Below are 14,885 nucleotides of genomic sequence, written 5' to 3' on the forward strand. Positions count from 1 at the left end.
GCAATACGCACATCGAAAACGCAGGATCCTGTCTCGGACCGAGCAGGGTGGAGCCTCGTCAGTCGACCAGTTGAGCGTCCTTCAACGCGGACAATGCCTGCTGCCAACGAGGCTGCTGACGATAGTCAGTCCGCGCAAACCCTTGCCCGCGCATGCCTGCGATGCGTGGCGAAGGTTTTACCTTCATGCGTTGTGCCGCACTCAATGCCAGCTCCGCCGCCGCCCGATCATTGCAAACCAGCCCCATATCACAACCGGCGCTCAGTGCTGCTTCGATGCGGCTCGCCGCGTCCCCGACAACATGTGCGCCGGCCATCGACAAATCGTCACTGAAAATCACCCCGTCGAAACCCAGCTCGCCACGCAGGATGTCCTGCAACCAGCGCCGCGAGAAGCCAGCCGGCTGGTTGTCGACCTGCGGGTAGATGACATGCGCCGGCATCACTGCCGCCAATTGCCCGCTCAGGCGGGTGAACGGCACCAGGTCGGCCTGGCGCAGCTGTTCGAGGCTGCGCTCATCGGTCGGGATGGCCACATGCGAGTCCGCTTCGGCCCAGCCATGCCCCGGGAAGTGCTTGCCACAAGCCGCCATACCCGCCGCATTCATGCCACGGATGAACGCCCCGGCCAGTTGCGTGGCACGCAGCGGGTCACTCTCGAAGGCGCGGCTGCCCACCACGGCGCTGCGCTGGTGGTCCAGGTCGAGTACTGGGGCAAAGCTGAGGTCCAGGCCAACCGCCAGCACCTCGGTCGCCATCAACCAACCGCACTGCTCGGCCAGGTACTCGGCGTTGTCATTGTCGGCCAGCGCTCGCATGGCCGGCAGGCGCACAAAGCCCTGGCGCAGGCGCTGCACCCGGCCGCCCTCCTGGTCCACCGCCAGGATCAGGTCGGGCCGGATGGCACGGATCGACGCGCACAGTTCACGCACCTGGCGCGGGCTGTCGATGTTGCGGGCAAAAATGATCAGGCCAGCCACTTCAGGTTGGCGTAGCAGGTGACGGTCTTCGGCGGTCAGCCATTTACCGGCGATATCCACCATCAGGGAGCCTTGCAGGCTGACAGTCATGGGTAATCCTTCATTGAAGACTGAGAGAAGCCCACTGGGGGCAGGCGGCCTGCTCGATGCGCACCGGGCAATGGGCCGGCACCTGCTCGAACAGGCTTAGCAAATCGATGTTGCGCAGGCGTATGCATCCATGGGACAGCGCTACGCCCAAGGGTTCCGTATCCGGGGTGCCGTGCAGGTAGATATAACGGCGGAAGGTGTCGACCGCACCCAGGCGGTTGACACCCGGCTCGCAGCCACTAAGCCAGAGGATGCGGGTGAGGATCCAGTCCCGGCCGGGGTATTGCGCATGCAAGGCCGGCGACCACACCTCGCCGGTCCAGCGCCGCCCGACCAATACCGCTTTCAGCGGCAAGCCCGCGCCGATCTTCGCTCGCACCTGGTGCAAGCCACACGGCGTGCAACCCGAGCCGTTGCGCTCGCCGGCGCCGTTGCGCGCCGTTGAAACCGGCAGGCGTACGCGCAGCTGGCCATCGGCAAAACCATAAAGGCGCTGATCGGCGAGGGAAATGTGCAGGAAGTCGAGGTCAGGCATGGGCGCTAGCTTAGCCGAAGCGCCCTGCCCCGCCCAGCCTTCAGGCCTTGGCGGTGGTCGCGCCTGCGCTGGTCTTGGTGCGCGGGCGCAGCTGCGCGGCGGCCATGGCGTCGTCGGTTACACCGCTATCGGCACGCATGCCCGCAGCCAGGAACGGCACCATCAGGCGCATTACCTGCTCGATCGAGGTATTGATGCCGAAATCGGTTTCGGCAATCGCCCGCAGGGCCTTGATACCAGACATGCTGAAGGCGGCGGCGCCAAGCATGAAGTGCACGCGCCAGAACAGCTCCAGCGGCGGAATGCGCGGCGCGGCCTCGTTGACCAGTAGCATGTACCGGCGGAACACCTTGCCGTACATGTCTTCCAGGTAACGCCGCAGGTGGCCCTGGCTCTGGCTGAAGGCCAGACCCAGCAGGCGCATGAAGATCGACAGGTCGTTGTTGCTGCGCGGCTGCACGGCCAAAGCCTGCTCGACCAGCATTTCCAGCAGCTCCTCGAGGCTCGGCTTGTGCTCAGGCTTGGCCTGGCGCCGCTCCAGCTCACGTTCGAGGCTGGCGCAGAACGGCCCGAGGAAGCGCGAAAACACTGCCTGGATCAGGGCCTTCTTGGAGCCGAAGTGATAGTTGACTGCCGCCAGGTTGACCCCGGCCTTGCTGGTAATCAGCCGCAACGAGGTTTCTGCGAACCCCCTTTCCGCGAACAGCTGCTCGGCAGCATCGAGAATGCGTTCAACGGTTTCCGATTGGGCCATGACTACTCCGACTACTCCGCCAGACAAACAGGTGTTTGAAACATACGTTTCAGCCCTGTTTCTGTCAAGGCTCGGTGACCGGTCGGTCGCCATTTAAAAACGCCAGGCGGGTGGCTGCAAGCGCCATTGCTACTGTTTATTGCGGGTTTTGGCTTGCAGCGCATCCAGTACTGTATATAATCCCAGTCACTGTACAAAAAGACAGAGCGCTCACCATGTTGAAACTGACGCCACGCCAAGCCGAAATTCTCGCGTTCATCAAGCGTTGCCTGGAAGACAACGGCTTCCCGCCGACGCGCGCCGAGATTGCTCAGGAGCTGGGCTTCAAGTCGCCCAACGCCGCCGAGGAGCACCTCAAGGCCCTCGCCCGCAAAGGCGCGATCGAGATGACCCCGGGCGCCTCCCGTGGTATTCGCATCCCCGGCCTGGAAGCCAAGGCCGAAGAAAGCGGCCTGCCGATCATCGGCCGGGTTGCCGCCGGTGCGCCGATCCTTGCCGAACAGCACATCGAGCAATCCTGCAACATCAACCCCGACTTCTTCCACCCCCAGGCCGACTATCTGCTGCGCGTACACGGCATGAGTATGAAGGACGTCGGCATCTTCGATGGCGACCTGCTGGCGGTACACACCTGCCGCGAAGCCCGCAATGGCCAGATCGTCGTGGCCCGCATCGGCGACGAAGTCACCGTCAAGCGCTTCAAGCGCGAAGGCAGCAAGGTGTGGCTGCTTGCCGAAAACCCCGAATTCGCCCCCATCGAAGTCGACCTGAAAGAACAGGAGCTGGTGATCGAGGGCTTGAGCGTCGGCGTCATTCGCCGCTGATCCAGGAGGCATCATGCAGCAGTTCATTCACGTACCCGAGCAAGCTCAGTTGCCATTGTTCGAAGCATTCCTCGCCCAGCCCGTACTGCCTGGCCTGAAAGCCAGCGAAGTGGCACGCAAGAACAGCCAGCCCGAGCTGTTCAGCGAACTGTCGCTGCGCGGAGCCCCCGGGCATTGCCAAAGCCTGCTGGCACCCGTGCTGCGCGAACTGAGCGAAGAGGACGAGACCCGCTGGCTGACCCTGATCGCCCCGCCGTCGAGCCTGACCCAGGCCTGGCTGCGCGATGCCGGGCTCAACCGTGAACGCATCCTGCTGCTGCAACCTCGCGGCAATCAAAGCCCGCTTCAACTGGCCTGCGAAGCCTTGCGTCTGGGCCGCAGCCACACCGTCGTCAGCTGGCTGGGCAATGTCAACGCCACTGCGCGCCAGCAATTGCTGCGCGCTGCCAGTGCCGGAAACGCACAAAGCCTGAACATCCGCCTCGGCTGATGTTCAGGCTTTGCCTGTCACTGCATGAAACCTGATGCCTTGCTGCACCTCAGTGCAGCACTCGCGGCCCTTCATCACGCTCAAGCTCGCCATCCATCAGGCGACCGGCCATCTGTACGCCCACGCTGAGCATGGCCTTGGCCACTTCCACATGCTGACCCTGCAGGAACGCCTTGGCGTCTTCCGAGAAATCCAGGGTTACCAGAGAGCCCTCATCCTCGGCGCGACGCAGTTCGATGCGGCCATCAGGCAACTCGACAATTTCCAGAAACGACGTAGACATAAATGGCAGTTCTCCGCGAAAGGCCGGCATTGTACCAGCCGTAGCTGCTATCAGCACTCACTCAACGCGTCACGGAAACGTCTCACCAGGCCTTTGAGGTCGCTGCGCCAGCGTTCCAGTTCGGCATGCGACAGCGCCGGATGCTCGGGCTCATCGAGATTGACCGCCTGAATCAATGGCTGGGTAACGTCGGTTTTCGGCGTTTTTTTCGCGACCGGTGGTCGGAACAAATCGGCATAAGCACCAAGCATTTGTGCCAGCCAGGTTTCGCGCTGGCGGGCCAGCTCCAGCAGCTCGGCCACTTCCGGGATGGCGATACCGTTCAGGGCGTCGTCAGCCAGTGCTTGCTCGACAGTTGCAACAACTGGCAGGCGGTAGAAGCCACCAATTTCATGACACAGGCCCAGCAATGCGCCGTAGAGATGGAACAGCGCCGACTCGCGTTCGGCCTGGACCAGGCCCTGGGCATTCATGGCCTGGCTTTGTTCGGCCTTGGCCATGGACTCCAGGGCGAGGCCGGCAAAGAACAGTTTCTGATTGGTGCGGGTGTAGAGTTCCTGGGCCATTTCAGTGACCTCCCTAAGGCTGCAAGGCGGATAGCTGCATCATAAATGATTGGGGCCGCTTTGCGCCCCTACGCAGGCTTGCCCCGCCTGACCGGTTAACGCGGTCAGCTGTAGGAGCGGCCTTGTGTCGCGAAAGGGCTGCAAAGCAGCCCCAGCAATTTGTGCATCTGCGCTGAAATCCTGGGGCTGCTTTGCAGCCCTTTCGCGACACAAGGCCGCTCCTACAAGGGCGCGCGCAGGTCAGAGACTGATGAAGAATCAGCGCTTGTCTTCAACCTTCCACGCATTGCCGTCGTAGAACGCCTTCCAGCCGGTCGGCTTGCCATCAACCTCGGACTGCACATACTGCTCCTTGGTCTTGCGGCTGTAGCGGATAACTGCAGGGCGGCCTTCCGGGTCTTTCTGCGGCGCATCGCACAGGAAGTGGTACTTCGGATCAATCTCGTGTTTGTGTGGAACGATTTCCAGCACCAGCGGTGCACGGGTTTCGCGATTCTTGGGGAACTGGCTGGCTGCCAGGAACAGCCCCGAAGCGCCATCACGCAGCACGTAGGTATCGTCGACCTTCTCGCACTTGAGCTCCGGCATGTCCACCTTGTCCATCTTCGGTGGCGCCGCCTCGCCGCTCTTGAGCAGTTTGCGAGTGTTCTTGCACGCCGGGTTGGTGCAACCGAAGAACTTGCCAAAGCGGCCAGTCTTCAACTGCATCTCGCTGCCACACTTGTCGCACTCCAGGCTCGGCCCTTCGTAACCCTTGATGCGGTAGTTGCCTTCCTCGATCTCGTAGCCAGCGCAATCCGGGTTGTTACCGCAGATGTGCAGCTTGTGCTTCTCGTCCAGCAGGTATGCATCCATCGCCGTGGCGCAGATCGGGCAGCGGTGCTTGCCCAGCAACACGCGGGATTCCGATTCGCCCTCGTCGTCGGCGGCAATCTCGTCGCCCGGCACCAGGTTGACGGTGGCCTTGCAGCGCTCTTTCGGCGGCAGGCTGTAGCCCGAGCAACCGAGGAACACGCCGGTGGAGGCGGTGCGGATCATCATCGGCCGGCCACATTCCTTGCACGGAATGTTGGTCATGGTCGGCTGGTTGGCACGCATGCCGTCTTCGCTGGACTCGGCAGTCTGCAGTTTCTTGCTGAAGTCGCCGTAGAACTCGTCGAGCACGTTCTTCCAGTCACGCTCGCCCTGGGCCACGTCGTCGAGGTTCTCTTCCATGTCGGCGGTAAAGCCGTAGTCCATCAGGTTGGAGAAGCTTTCGGACAGGCGCTCGGTGACGATGTCGCCCATCTTCTCGGAATAGAAGCGGCGGTTGTGCAGGGTCACATAGCCACGGTCCTGAATGGTCGAAATGATCGCCGCATAGGTCGACGGGCGACCGATGCCGCGCTTTTCCATTTCCTTGACCAGGCTGGCTTCGGTGAAGCGCGCCGGTGGCTTGGTGAAGTGCTGGCTCGGGTCGATCTGGATCAGCTTCAGCGCTTCGCCCTGGACCATTTCCGGCAACACGTCGTCTTCGCCAGGCTTGCTCTGTTGCGGCAGCACACGGGTGTAACCGTCGAACTTGAGGATACGGCCCTTGGCACGCAACTCGAAGTCGCCTGCAGCCACGGTGACGCTGGTGGACAGGTACTGCGCCGGCGGCATCTGGCAGGCCAGGAACTGGCGCCAGATCAGCTCATACAGGCGCTCGGCGTCACGCTCCATGCCACTGAGCTTGCTCGGGTGGGTGTTCACGTCGGAAGGACGAATCGCTTCGTGCGCCTCCTGGGCGCCTTCCTTGCTGCCGTACACCAGCGGTGCCTCGGGCAGGTACTGCTTGCCGAACTCGCGCTCGATGTAGCTGCGCGCCATATCCAGGGCGTCGGCCGACAGGTTGGTCGAGTCGGTACGCATGTAGGTGATGTAGCCGGCTTCGTACAAGCGCTGGGCCATCATCATGGTTTTCTTCACACCGAAGCCCAGGCGGTTGCTGGCGGCCTGCTGCAAGGTGGAGGTAATGAACGGTGCCGAAGGCTTGCTGCTGGTCGGGCGGTCTTCGCGCTTGACCACGCTGTAGCTGGAAGCCTTGAGCTTCTCCAGCGCGGCCATGGCCTGGGCTTCGTTCAGCGGTTTGAAGGCCTCGCCCTTCTCGCGGGCCACTTCGAAGCGCACCTTGGCGTTCTTGGCGGTGCCGAGGTCGGCATGGATTTCCCAGTACTCTTCCGGGATGAACGCGCGGATTTCACGCTCGCGCTCCACCACCAGCTTCACCGCGACCGACTGTACACGGCCGGCGGACAAGCCCCGGGCGATCTTGGCCCACAGCAGCGGCGAAACCATGTAGCCGACCACGCGGTCGAGGAAACGCCGCGCCTGCTGCGCGTTGACCCGGTCGATATCCAGCTCGCCCGGCTGCGAGAAGGCTTCCTGGATAGCCTTCTTGGTGATTTCGTTGAACACCACGCGCTTGTAGCGGGTGTCGTCGCCGCCGATGGCCTCGCGCAGGTGCCAGGCAATGGCTTCCCCTTCGCGGTCCAAGTCGGTTGCGAGATAGATGGTGTCGGCGTCCTTCGCCAGGCGGCGCAGCTCTTCGATCACCTTTTCCTTGCCAGGCAGGATCTCGTACTTGGCCTTCCAGCCGTGGTCGGGGTCGACGCCCATGCGTGCCACCAGCTGGCGGCGGGCCTTTTCCTTCGGCGACAGGGCCGGAGCCTCACCCGCGGCCTTGCCACGCTTGGCGGCTGGCTCTTTGCTGGCGCTGGCCGAACCGCTGGTGGGGAGGTCTCGGATATGGCCGATACTCGACTTCACCACGTACTGGTTGCCCAGGTACTTGTTGATGGTCTTGGCCTTGGCCGGGGATTCCACAATGACCAGCGATTTGCCCATGGATCGGAGTATTCCTGAATCTGAAGATGAAAAACGCGTCAGGTGCCAGACGCGGCACCGCTATATATAGTGGCAAAAGTGTGAGGTCAAGTTCGGACTATCACTGGTGCGACTTGCCCAGCACCCCGGGCAGCCCCTCTTCGGCCTTGACCAAAGCAAAGCGTGGCACCTGCTCGCCGTCAACCTCGACGGACTCCCGGAACATCGAAAGTGGCCGTACCCAGAAGCTGTAATCACCATACAGGCATTGGTAGAACACCATCCACTCTTCGCTCTCGGAGTGCCGCGCAACACTGAAGACACGGTACTCAGGCCCTTTGTAATGCCGGTATACGCCTGGTTGTATCTGCATGTTGCTCCACCCTCTTGAATAAAACCTGTAAAAACAAAACCGGGGCACAAGGCCCCGGTCGCTGTCCCGCTACGCGATCAGACGCGCTCGAAGACAGTGGTGATACCTTGGCCGAGGCCGACGCACATGGTCGCCACCCCCAGGGTACCGCCATTCTGCTTCATGACATTGAGCAGGGTGCCGGAAATCCGCGCCCCGGAGCAACCGAACGGGTGGCCCAAGGCAATGGCGCCGCCGTGCAGGTTAACCTTCTCATCCATCTTGTCGAGTACTTTCAAGTCTTTCAGCACTGGCAGGGCCTGTGCAGCGAAGGCTTCATTGAGCTCGATGAAATCGATGTCGGCCATGGTCAGGCCAGCACGCTTGAGGGCTTTCTGGGTCGACGGCACCGGGCCGTAGCCCATGATTGCCGGGTCGACACCAGCTACCGCCATGGAACGGATGACCGCCAATGGCTGGATGCCCAGGTCCATGGCGCGCTGACCGGACATGACGATCATGCACGATGCACCGTCGGTGATCTGCGACGAGGTACCGGCAGTGACGGTACCGCCTTTCGGGTTGAACGCCGGCTTCAGCGATGCCAGGCCTTCGAGGGTGGTTTCCGGGCGAATGGTTTCGTCGAAATCGAACACCTTCAGGAAGCCGTTCTCGTCGTAGCCCTGCATCGGGATGATTTCGTCCTTGAACTTGCCTTCGACCGTGGCCTTGTGGGCCAGCTGGTGCGAACGCAGGCCGAACAGGTCCTGCTGCTCACGGGTGATGCCGTGCATCTTGCCGAGCATTTCCGCGGTCAGGCCCATCATCCCGGAAGCCTTGGCAGCATGCAAGGACAGGTGCGGGTTGGGGTCGACGCCATGCATCATGCTGACGTGGCCCATGTGCTCCACGCCACCGACCACGAACACATCACCGTTGCCGGTCATGATCGCCTGGGCGGCGGTGTGCAGCGCGCTCATCGACGAGCCGCACAGGCGGCTGACGGTCTGCGCCGCGGAAGTGTGCGGGATCTGGGTCATCAGCGAGGCCATGCGGGCGATGTTCCAGCCCTGCTCGAGGGTTTGGTTGACGCAGCCCCAGATCACGTCCTCGACTTCTTTCGGGTCGACCTTGTCGTTGCGTTCCAACAGCTTGCTGATCAGGTGCGCCGACATGTCTTCGGCGCGGGTATTGCGGTGCATGCCACCCTTGGAGCGGCCCATCGGCGTGCGACCGAAGTCGACAATCACCACGTCTCTTGGATTCAGGCTCATATCAAATCTCTCGCTCTAGCTCGTTGACCGCTCAGTTGAAGAAGCGCTGGCCGTTCTTGGCCATCTCACGCAGCTTCGCGGTCGGGTGGTACAGCGGCCCCAGGTCGGCGTATTGATCGGCCAGGGCAACGAATTCGGCCACACCGATCGAGTCGATGTAGCGCAGCGCACCACCGCGGAAGGGAGGGAAACCAATGCCGTAGACCAGACCCATGTCGGCTTCGGCAGCGGTTTCGACGATGCCGTCTTCCAGGCAGCGCACGGTCTCCAGGCACAGCGGGACCATCATCCAGTTGATGATGTCTTCGTCGGTGACTTCACGCTGCTCGTAGACGATCGGCTTGAGCACGTCGAGCACGGTGGCGTCGGCGACCTTCTTCGGCTTGCCGCGCTTGTCGGTTTCGTAGGCGTAGAAGCCCTTGCCGTTCTTCTGCCCCAGGCGGTTGGCCTCGTACAATGCGTCAACGGCCGAGCGGCGCTCGTCCTTCATGCGGTCCGGGAACCCTTCGGCCATCACGTCGCGGCCGTGGTGGCCGGTGTCGATGCCGACCACGTCCATCAGGTACGCCGGGCCCATTGGCCAGCCGAACTTCTCCATGACCTTGTCGATACGCACGAAGTCGACACCGGCGCTTACCAGCTTGGCGAAGCCGCCGAAGTACGGGAACAGCACGCGGTTGACCAGGAAGCCCGGGCAGTCGTTGACCACGATCGGGTTCTTGCCCATTTTCTTGGCGTAGGCCACGGTGGTGGCAACCGCCACTTCACTGGACTTCTCGCCACGGATGACTTCCACCAGCGGCATCATGTGCACCGGGTTGAAGAAGTGCATGCCAACGAAGTTTTCCGGGCGCTTGAGCGCCTTGGCCAGCAGGTTGATGGAAATGGTCGAGGTGTTGGAAGCGAGGATCGCATCGTCCTTCACCTGGGCTTCCACTTCAGCCAGCACGGCCTGCTTGACTTTCGGGTTCTCGACCACGGCCTCGACGACGATGTCGACATTGGCGAAGTCACCATAGGACAGGGTCGGGCGAATGGCGTTGAGTGCCTCGGCCATCTTGGCCGGGGTCAGGCGGCCCTTCTCGACGCGGTTGCCGAGCAGCTTGGAGGCCTCGTTCAGGCCCAGCTGGATGGCTTCCTCGCGGATATCCTTCATCAGGATCGGGGTGCCCTTGACCGCCGATTGGTAGGCGATGCCGCCACCCATGATGCCGGCACCGAGCACGGCGGCCTGCTTCACGTCGTGGGCGATTTCGTCATGCGCCTTGGCCTTGCGCTTGAGTTCCTGGTCGTTGAGGAACAGGCCGATGAGGCTCTCGGCAACCGAGGTCTTGGCCAGCTTGGCGAAGCCTGCGGCTTCGACTTCCAGGGCCTTGTCACGGCCGAAGTTGGCAGCCTTCTGGATAGTCTTGATGGCTTCGACCGGGGCTGGGTAGTTCGGGCCGGCCTGGCCGGCGACGAAGCCCTTGGCAGTCTCGAAGGCCATCATCTGTTCGATGGCGTTGAGCTTGAGCTTTTCCAGCTTGGGCTGGCGCTTGGCCTTGTAGTCCAGCTCGCCACTGATGGCGCGCTTGACCAGGTCAAGGGCACCGGCCATCAGCAGCTCAGGCGCGACCACGGCGTCGACAGCCCCCACTTTCAGGGCGTCCTCGGCACGGTTTTCCTTGCCGGCGGCGATCCATTCGATGGCGTTGTCCGAACCGATCAGGCGCGGCAGGCGCACGGTGCCGCCAAAGCCCGGGTAGATACCCAGCTTGACTTCCGGCAGGCCGATCTTGGCGCTGGTGGACATGACCCGGTAGTCGGCGGCCAGGCACATTTCCAGGCCGCCGCCCAGGGCGATGCCGTTGATGGCGGCGACGGTCGGCACTTCGAGGTCTTCGAAGGCGTTGAAAATGCGGTTGGCTTCCAGGTTGCCGGCGACCAGTTCGGCCTCGGGCAGCTTGAAGTTGTCGACGAACTCGGTGATGTCGGCGCCGACTATGAACACGTCCTTGCCACTGCTGACGATCACGCCCTTGACCGAGGCGTCGGCCTGGATGGCATCGACGGCCTGGCGCAGTTCGTTCAGGGTCAGGCGGTTGAACTTGTTGACGGACTCACCCTTGAGGTCGAACTTGAGCTCGACGATGCCACTTTCAAGAGCCTTAACCGTGATGGCTTTACCTTCGTAAATCATCAACTGATCTCCACGATATGGAAGCTGAACTGTACACGCCGATCGCTGCGGCAAAAGCAGGCCTAGCTGCCCTGCCCCAGGCACACCCGTCAGCGCGCTAGTCGGAAGTATGGCTTGGCGTCATGACATACAAACGCTCAATTCATACGCCCGTTTGATTTGGGTGTGCACACATTCTCCGAAAAGATCGGCGTTGTCAAATGCTCGCGAGCAAGGTGAAAACACGACTTTCCGGTCATTTTGTAGCGTCCCGGTACAAAACATGATGACAGTGATTGCTGACCATTCATGTCGGCGATTGACCATGAACCGCAGAAGAATGCTGCAGCTTTTGCCTTGCGCGGCGGCCTCCAACGGCTACACTGGCACTTGCTTGAATGCATACCCGGCCTGCCTGGCCTTTTCTGCGCAGCAGAACGCAAAGCGGCGACTTGGCACCCCACCCCTTCAGGGTTCGGCCAAGCCGCCGCTTTGTCGTTATAGAGGCTTAAAAAGCACCGCATACCCCTGTAGGAGCGGCCTTGTGTCGCGATCGGGCTGCGCAGCAGCCCCGGGGATTTGAGAGAAAAGCAAAGATTGCCGGGGCTGCTGCGCAGCCCGATCGCGACACAAGGCCGCTCCTACAGGGCCCGTGCAAGACAGCTCTCAAGCCAGGGCTTCGAGGACGTGGGCAATATCCTGCAACACAGCCGTATCGCCCCGCTCGGTCCAGTACAACGCGATCATCCGGGCATCGGCCTCGACCTTGTAGACACTCGCCGGCAAGCGTGCCAAGGCCTCCATGAAGCGTGGGTCCTCGCAGGGTTCACGCCACTGGTTCCACCAAACCCCCGGGGTGATCTGCCAGAAGCAGAAGCTGTCCTCATGCCCGCGGCGACGCGCCCGGTGGTATTGCGGGCATGGGCTTGGCGGCTCCTTTTCCAGCCAGTGCGGCCACTGCTGCGGCGCCAGCTGCATGGCCAAACCCATGCGCCGAGCCTCCAGGCGCAGCTTCATCTGCTCGCTCTGCTTGCGCGATGTGCGCAGCCAGGAAAGCGGGCTGAGAATCAGCGCGAGGATTGACACCACCAGCAATACCGTCATATCAGTAGTTCCCATAAAACGTTGCAAATGAGCTGGTTAGCCATTTTTCACGGAAGACCCGCCCGAAAGCGACCATACTTCTTCTATCGCGATTGTCAGGAGTTCCGCTCATGTCCTACGAACATCTTCTGGTCGCCGTCGACCTGACCGAAGAATGCGACCCGGTGATCAAGCGCGCCATGGCGCTGGCCGCGCCGTCGAATGCCAAGGTTTCGCTGGTACACATCGTCGAGCCGATGGCCATGGCGTTCGGCGGCGACGTGCCGATGGACCTGTCGCAGCTGCAACAGCAGCAGTTCGACCAGGCCAAGGAACGCATGGACCGCCTGTTCAACAAATACCCGGACATCCACCGCGGCGACTCGCACCTGACCTATGGCCAGCCGCGCCAGGAAATCCACCAGTTGGCCAAGGACCAGAAGTGCGACCTGATCGTGGTTGGCAGCCATGGCCGGCATGGCCTGGCATTGCTGCTGGGCTCCACGGCCAATGACGTGCTGCATGGCGCGCCGTGCGATGTACTGGCGGTGCGATTGCAGAAGAAGGAATGATTCAACCTGTGCCGGCCCTTTCGCGGGTGAACCCGCTCCCACAGGTACTGCACCGCGCTCAACAGCGGTGCGGTCCTTGTGGGAGCGGGTTAACCCGCGAAGAGGCCGGGTCAGGCTAACGCCGATCAGCCTTCCAGCTCGGCCCAGCGCTCCACCAGCACATCCAGCTCACTCTGCAGCTTCTCGATCTTGGCCAGCACTGCCGAGGTTTCCGCAATCGGCCGCTGATAGAAGCCCGCCGCATTCACTTCTTCCTGGGCCTCGGCCATGCGCTGCTCCAGCTCGTCGATCTGCCCCGGCAGCATTTCCAGCTCACGTTGCAGCTTGTAGCTGAGCTTCTTCTTCGAACCATCGGCCACCACTGCAACCGGCGCAGGCGCCGGCTTGGCCTCTACCTTCTCCACCACCGCGCTGTTGAGCTCGGACTTGCCGCCCTTGCTCTCGGTCACGCCCAGCAGCTTCGGCGAGCCCCCTTGGCGAATCCAGTCCTCGTAACCACCGACGTATTCACGCACCTTGCCCTCGCCTTCGAACACCAGGGTGCTGGTGACGACGTTGTCGAGGAAGGCCCGGTCGTGGCTGACCATCAGCACGGTGCCCTTGTAGTTGGACAGCACCTCCTCGAGCAGCTCGAGGGTTTCCACGTCCAGGTCGTTGGTCGGCTCGTCAAGCACCAGCAGGTTGGCCGGCTTGCTGAACAGCTTGGCCAGCAACAGCCGTGCACGCTCGCCACCCGAGAGCGCCTTGACCGGCGTACGGGCACGCTGAGGGCTGAACAGGAAATCGCCCAGGTAGCTCAGCACATGGCGGTTCTGGCCGTCGATCTCGATGAAGTCCCGGCCTTCGGCCAGGTTGTCGATAACGGTCTTTTCCAGGTCGAGCTGGTGGCGCATCTGGTCGAAATAGGCCACTTCCAGCTTGGTGCCGCGCTCTACCTTGCCTGCGGTCGGCTCCAGGTCACCGAGCATCAGCTTTAGCAACGTGGTCTTGCCGGTACCATTCGCGCCAAGCAGGCCGATGCGGTCCTCACGCTGCAGGACCATGGAGAAGTCCTTGACCAGCACAGGCCCTTCCGGGTGATGGAAGCTGACGTTCTCCAGCACCATCACCTGCTTGCCGGACTTTTCCGCCGCCTCGATCTGGATGTTGGCCTTGCCCTGGCGCTCGCGGCGTTCGCTACGCTCCACGCGCAGGGCCTTCAGTGCGCGTACGCGGCCTTCGTTGCGGGTACGGCGGGCCTTGATGCCCTGGCGAATCCATACCTCTTCCTGGGCCAGACGCTTGTCGAACAACGCGTTGGCGGTTTCCTCGGCGGCCAGCGCGGCCTCCTTGTGCACCAGGAAGCTGGCATAGTCGCCGTTCCAGTCGATCAGGCCGCCGCGGTCCAGTTCGAGGATGCGGGTGGCCAGGTTCTGCAGGAACGAACGGTCGTGGGTGATGAACAGTACCGCGCCATTGAAGCCGCGCAGGGCCTCTTCGAGCCAGGCGATGGCACCGATGTCCAGGTGGTTGGTCGGCTCGTCGAGCAGCAGCAGGTCGGGCTCCGACACCAGCGCCTGGGCCAGCAGCACGCGGCGGCGCCAGCCACCGGACAGTTCGGCCAGGGTCTTGTCGGCCGGCAGCTGCAGGCGGCTGAGAGTGCTTTCCACCACCTGCTGCAGGCGCCAGCCGTCACGGGCTTCCAGCTCGTGCTGGACGTGCATGAGTTTTTCCAGGTCTTCGTCACCCTGGATGTTCAGGCTCAGGTGATGGAACTGCGCCAGCAGATCGCCCACACCATCCAGGCCTGCGGCCACCACGTCGAACACCGTGCGCTCGTCGGCCACCGGCAGCTCCTGCGGCAGCTCGCCGATCTTCAGGCCCGGGGCACGCCAGATTTCGCCGTCGTCGCCCTTCTGCTCGCCCTTGACCAGGCGCAGCATGCTCGACTTGCCGGTGCCGTTGCGGCCGATGATGCACACCCGCTCGCCACGAGCGATCTGCCAGGACACTTTGTCCAGCAGCGGCATGGCGCCGAATGCGAGGGACACATCGCTGAATTTGAGCAGGGTCATGTTGGTCTCCATAAATCGGGCGCG

14 protein-coding genes are annotated in these 14,885 nt (G+C 62.4%); 3 read left to right on the top strand and 11 right to left on the bottom strand.

Going from position 1 to position 14,885, the window contains the following annotated elements:
- Window positions 1-58 precede the first annotated feature (58 nt).
- Genes nagZ through IMX18_RS16040 form a run of 3 tightly spaced genes read right to left on the bottom strand, consistent with a single transcriptional unit; the run spans window position 59 to window position 2,358 of the window.
- A complete protein-coding gene (gene nagZ, locus IMX18_RS16030; RefSeq protein ID WP_170976293.1) occupies window positions 59-1,057 on the bottom strand; it encodes a beta-N-acetylhexosaminidase in 999 nt (332 codons plus the stop codon).
- A gap of 22 nt (window positions 1,058-1,079) precedes the next feature.
- Window positions 1,080-1,604, bottom strand: coding sequence for a L,D-transpeptidase (locus IMX18_RS16035; protein WP_015269533.1), 525 nt, complete (start codon window positions 1,602-1,604; stop codon window positions 1,080-1,082).
- 40 nt (window positions 1,605-1,644) lie between these two features.
- Entirely contained in the window at window positions 1,645-2,358 is a 714-nt protein-coding gene (locus tag IMX18_RS16040) for a TetR/AcrR family transcriptional regulator (RefSeq protein ID WP_013971718.1), read from the bottom strand.
- A 215-nt stretch (window positions 2,359-2,573) separates the two neighbouring features.
- Between IMX18_RS16040 and lexA the strand changes: the two genes are divergently transcribed.
- Both lexA and sulA read left to right on the top strand, forming a co-directional pair.
- The gene (lexA, locus tag IMX18_RS16045) at window positions 2,574-3,182 is read left to right on the top strand and encodes a transcriptional repressor LexA (RefSeq protein ID WP_004376420.1); all 609 of its coding nucleotides are present in this window, start codon (window positions 2,574-2,576) and stop codon (window positions 3,180-3,182) included.
- Window positions 3,183-3,195: 13 nt separating this feature from the next.
- Entirely contained in the window at window positions 3,196-3,672 is a 477-nt protein-coding gene (sulA, locus tag IMX18_RS16050) for an SOS-induced cell division inhibitor SulA (protein WP_015269532.1), read from the top strand.
- 49 nt (window positions 3,673-3,721) lie between these two features.
- Here sulA and IMX18_RS16055 read toward each other — a convergent pair whose 3' ends face one another.
- From IMX18_RS16055 to IMX18_RS16085, 7 genes are all read right to left on the bottom strand, one after another.
- Window positions 3,722-3,955, bottom strand: coding sequence for a hypothetical protein (locus tag IMX18_RS16055; RefSeq protein WP_004376430.1), 234 nt, complete (start codon window positions 3,953-3,955; stop codon window positions 3,722-3,724).
- 50 nt (window positions 3,956-4,005) lie between these two features.
- Complete coding sequence (locus IMX18_RS16060; RefSeq protein WP_043935471.1) at window positions 4,006-4,521, bottom strand: DUF6586 family protein; 516 nt, start codon at window positions 4,519-4,521, stop codon at window positions 4,006-4,008.
- Between the two features lie 258 nt (window positions 4,522-4,779).
- Window positions 4,780-7,389: a type I DNA topoisomerase gene (topA, locus tag IMX18_RS16065; RefSeq protein WP_015269531.1), complete on the bottom strand. Its 2,610-nt coding sequence runs from the start codon at window positions 7,387-7,389 to the stop codon at window positions 4,780-4,782.
- Between the two features lie 100 nt (window positions 7,390-7,489).
- Window positions 7,490-7,741, bottom strand: coding sequence for a DUF1653 domain-containing protein (locus IMX18_RS16070; protein WP_015269530.1), 252 nt, complete (start codon window positions 7,739-7,741; stop codon window positions 7,490-7,492).
- Window positions 7,742-7,818: 77 nt separating this feature from the next.
- The gene (fadA, locus tag IMX18_RS16075) at window positions 7,819-8,994 is read right to left on the bottom strand and encodes an acetyl-CoA C-acyltransferase FadA (protein ID WP_013971712.1); all 1,176 of its coding nucleotides are present in this window, start codon (window positions 8,992-8,994) and stop codon (window positions 7,819-7,821) included.
- A gap of 31 nt (window positions 8,995-9,025) precedes the next feature.
- Window positions 9,026-11,173, bottom strand: a complete 2,148-nt coding sequence (gene fadB / locus IMX18_RS16080; protein ID WP_015269529.1) for a fatty acid oxidation complex subunit alpha FadB — start codon at window positions 11,171-11,173, stop codon at window positions 9,026-9,028.
- Between the two features lie 645 nt (window positions 11,174-11,818).
- Window positions 11,819-12,256, bottom strand: coding sequence for a hypothetical protein (locus IMX18_RS16085; protein WP_015269528.1), 438 nt, complete (start codon window positions 12,254-12,256; stop codon window positions 11,819-11,821).
- 110 nt (window positions 12,257-12,366) lie between these two features.
- On the opposite strand from IMX18_RS16085, the gene IMX18_RS16090 reads away from it, so the two are divergent.
- Window positions 12,367-12,807 carry a universal stress protein gene (locus IMX18_RS16090; RefSeq protein WP_013971709.1) on the top strand — a complete coding sequence of 147 codons (441 nt, stop codon included), beginning with the start codon at window positions 12,367-12,369 and terminating at the stop codon, window positions 12,805-12,807.
- Window positions 12,808-12,932: 125 nt separating this feature from the next.
- Here IMX18_RS16090 and IMX18_RS16095 read toward each other — a convergent pair whose 3' ends face one another.
- Complete coding sequence (locus tag IMX18_RS16095) at window positions 12,933-14,861, bottom strand: ATP-binding cassette domain-containing protein (RefSeq protein ID WP_096010220.1); 1,929 nt, start codon at window positions 14,859-14,861, stop codon at window positions 12,933-12,935.
- Window positions 14,862-14,885 lie beyond the last annotated feature (24 nt).

This window comes from Pseudomonas shirazica, assembly GCF_015168335.1.
Lineage (GTDB): Bacteria > Pseudomonadota > Gammaproteobacteria > Pseudomonadales > Pseudomonadaceae > Aquipseudomonas > Aquipseudomonas asiatica.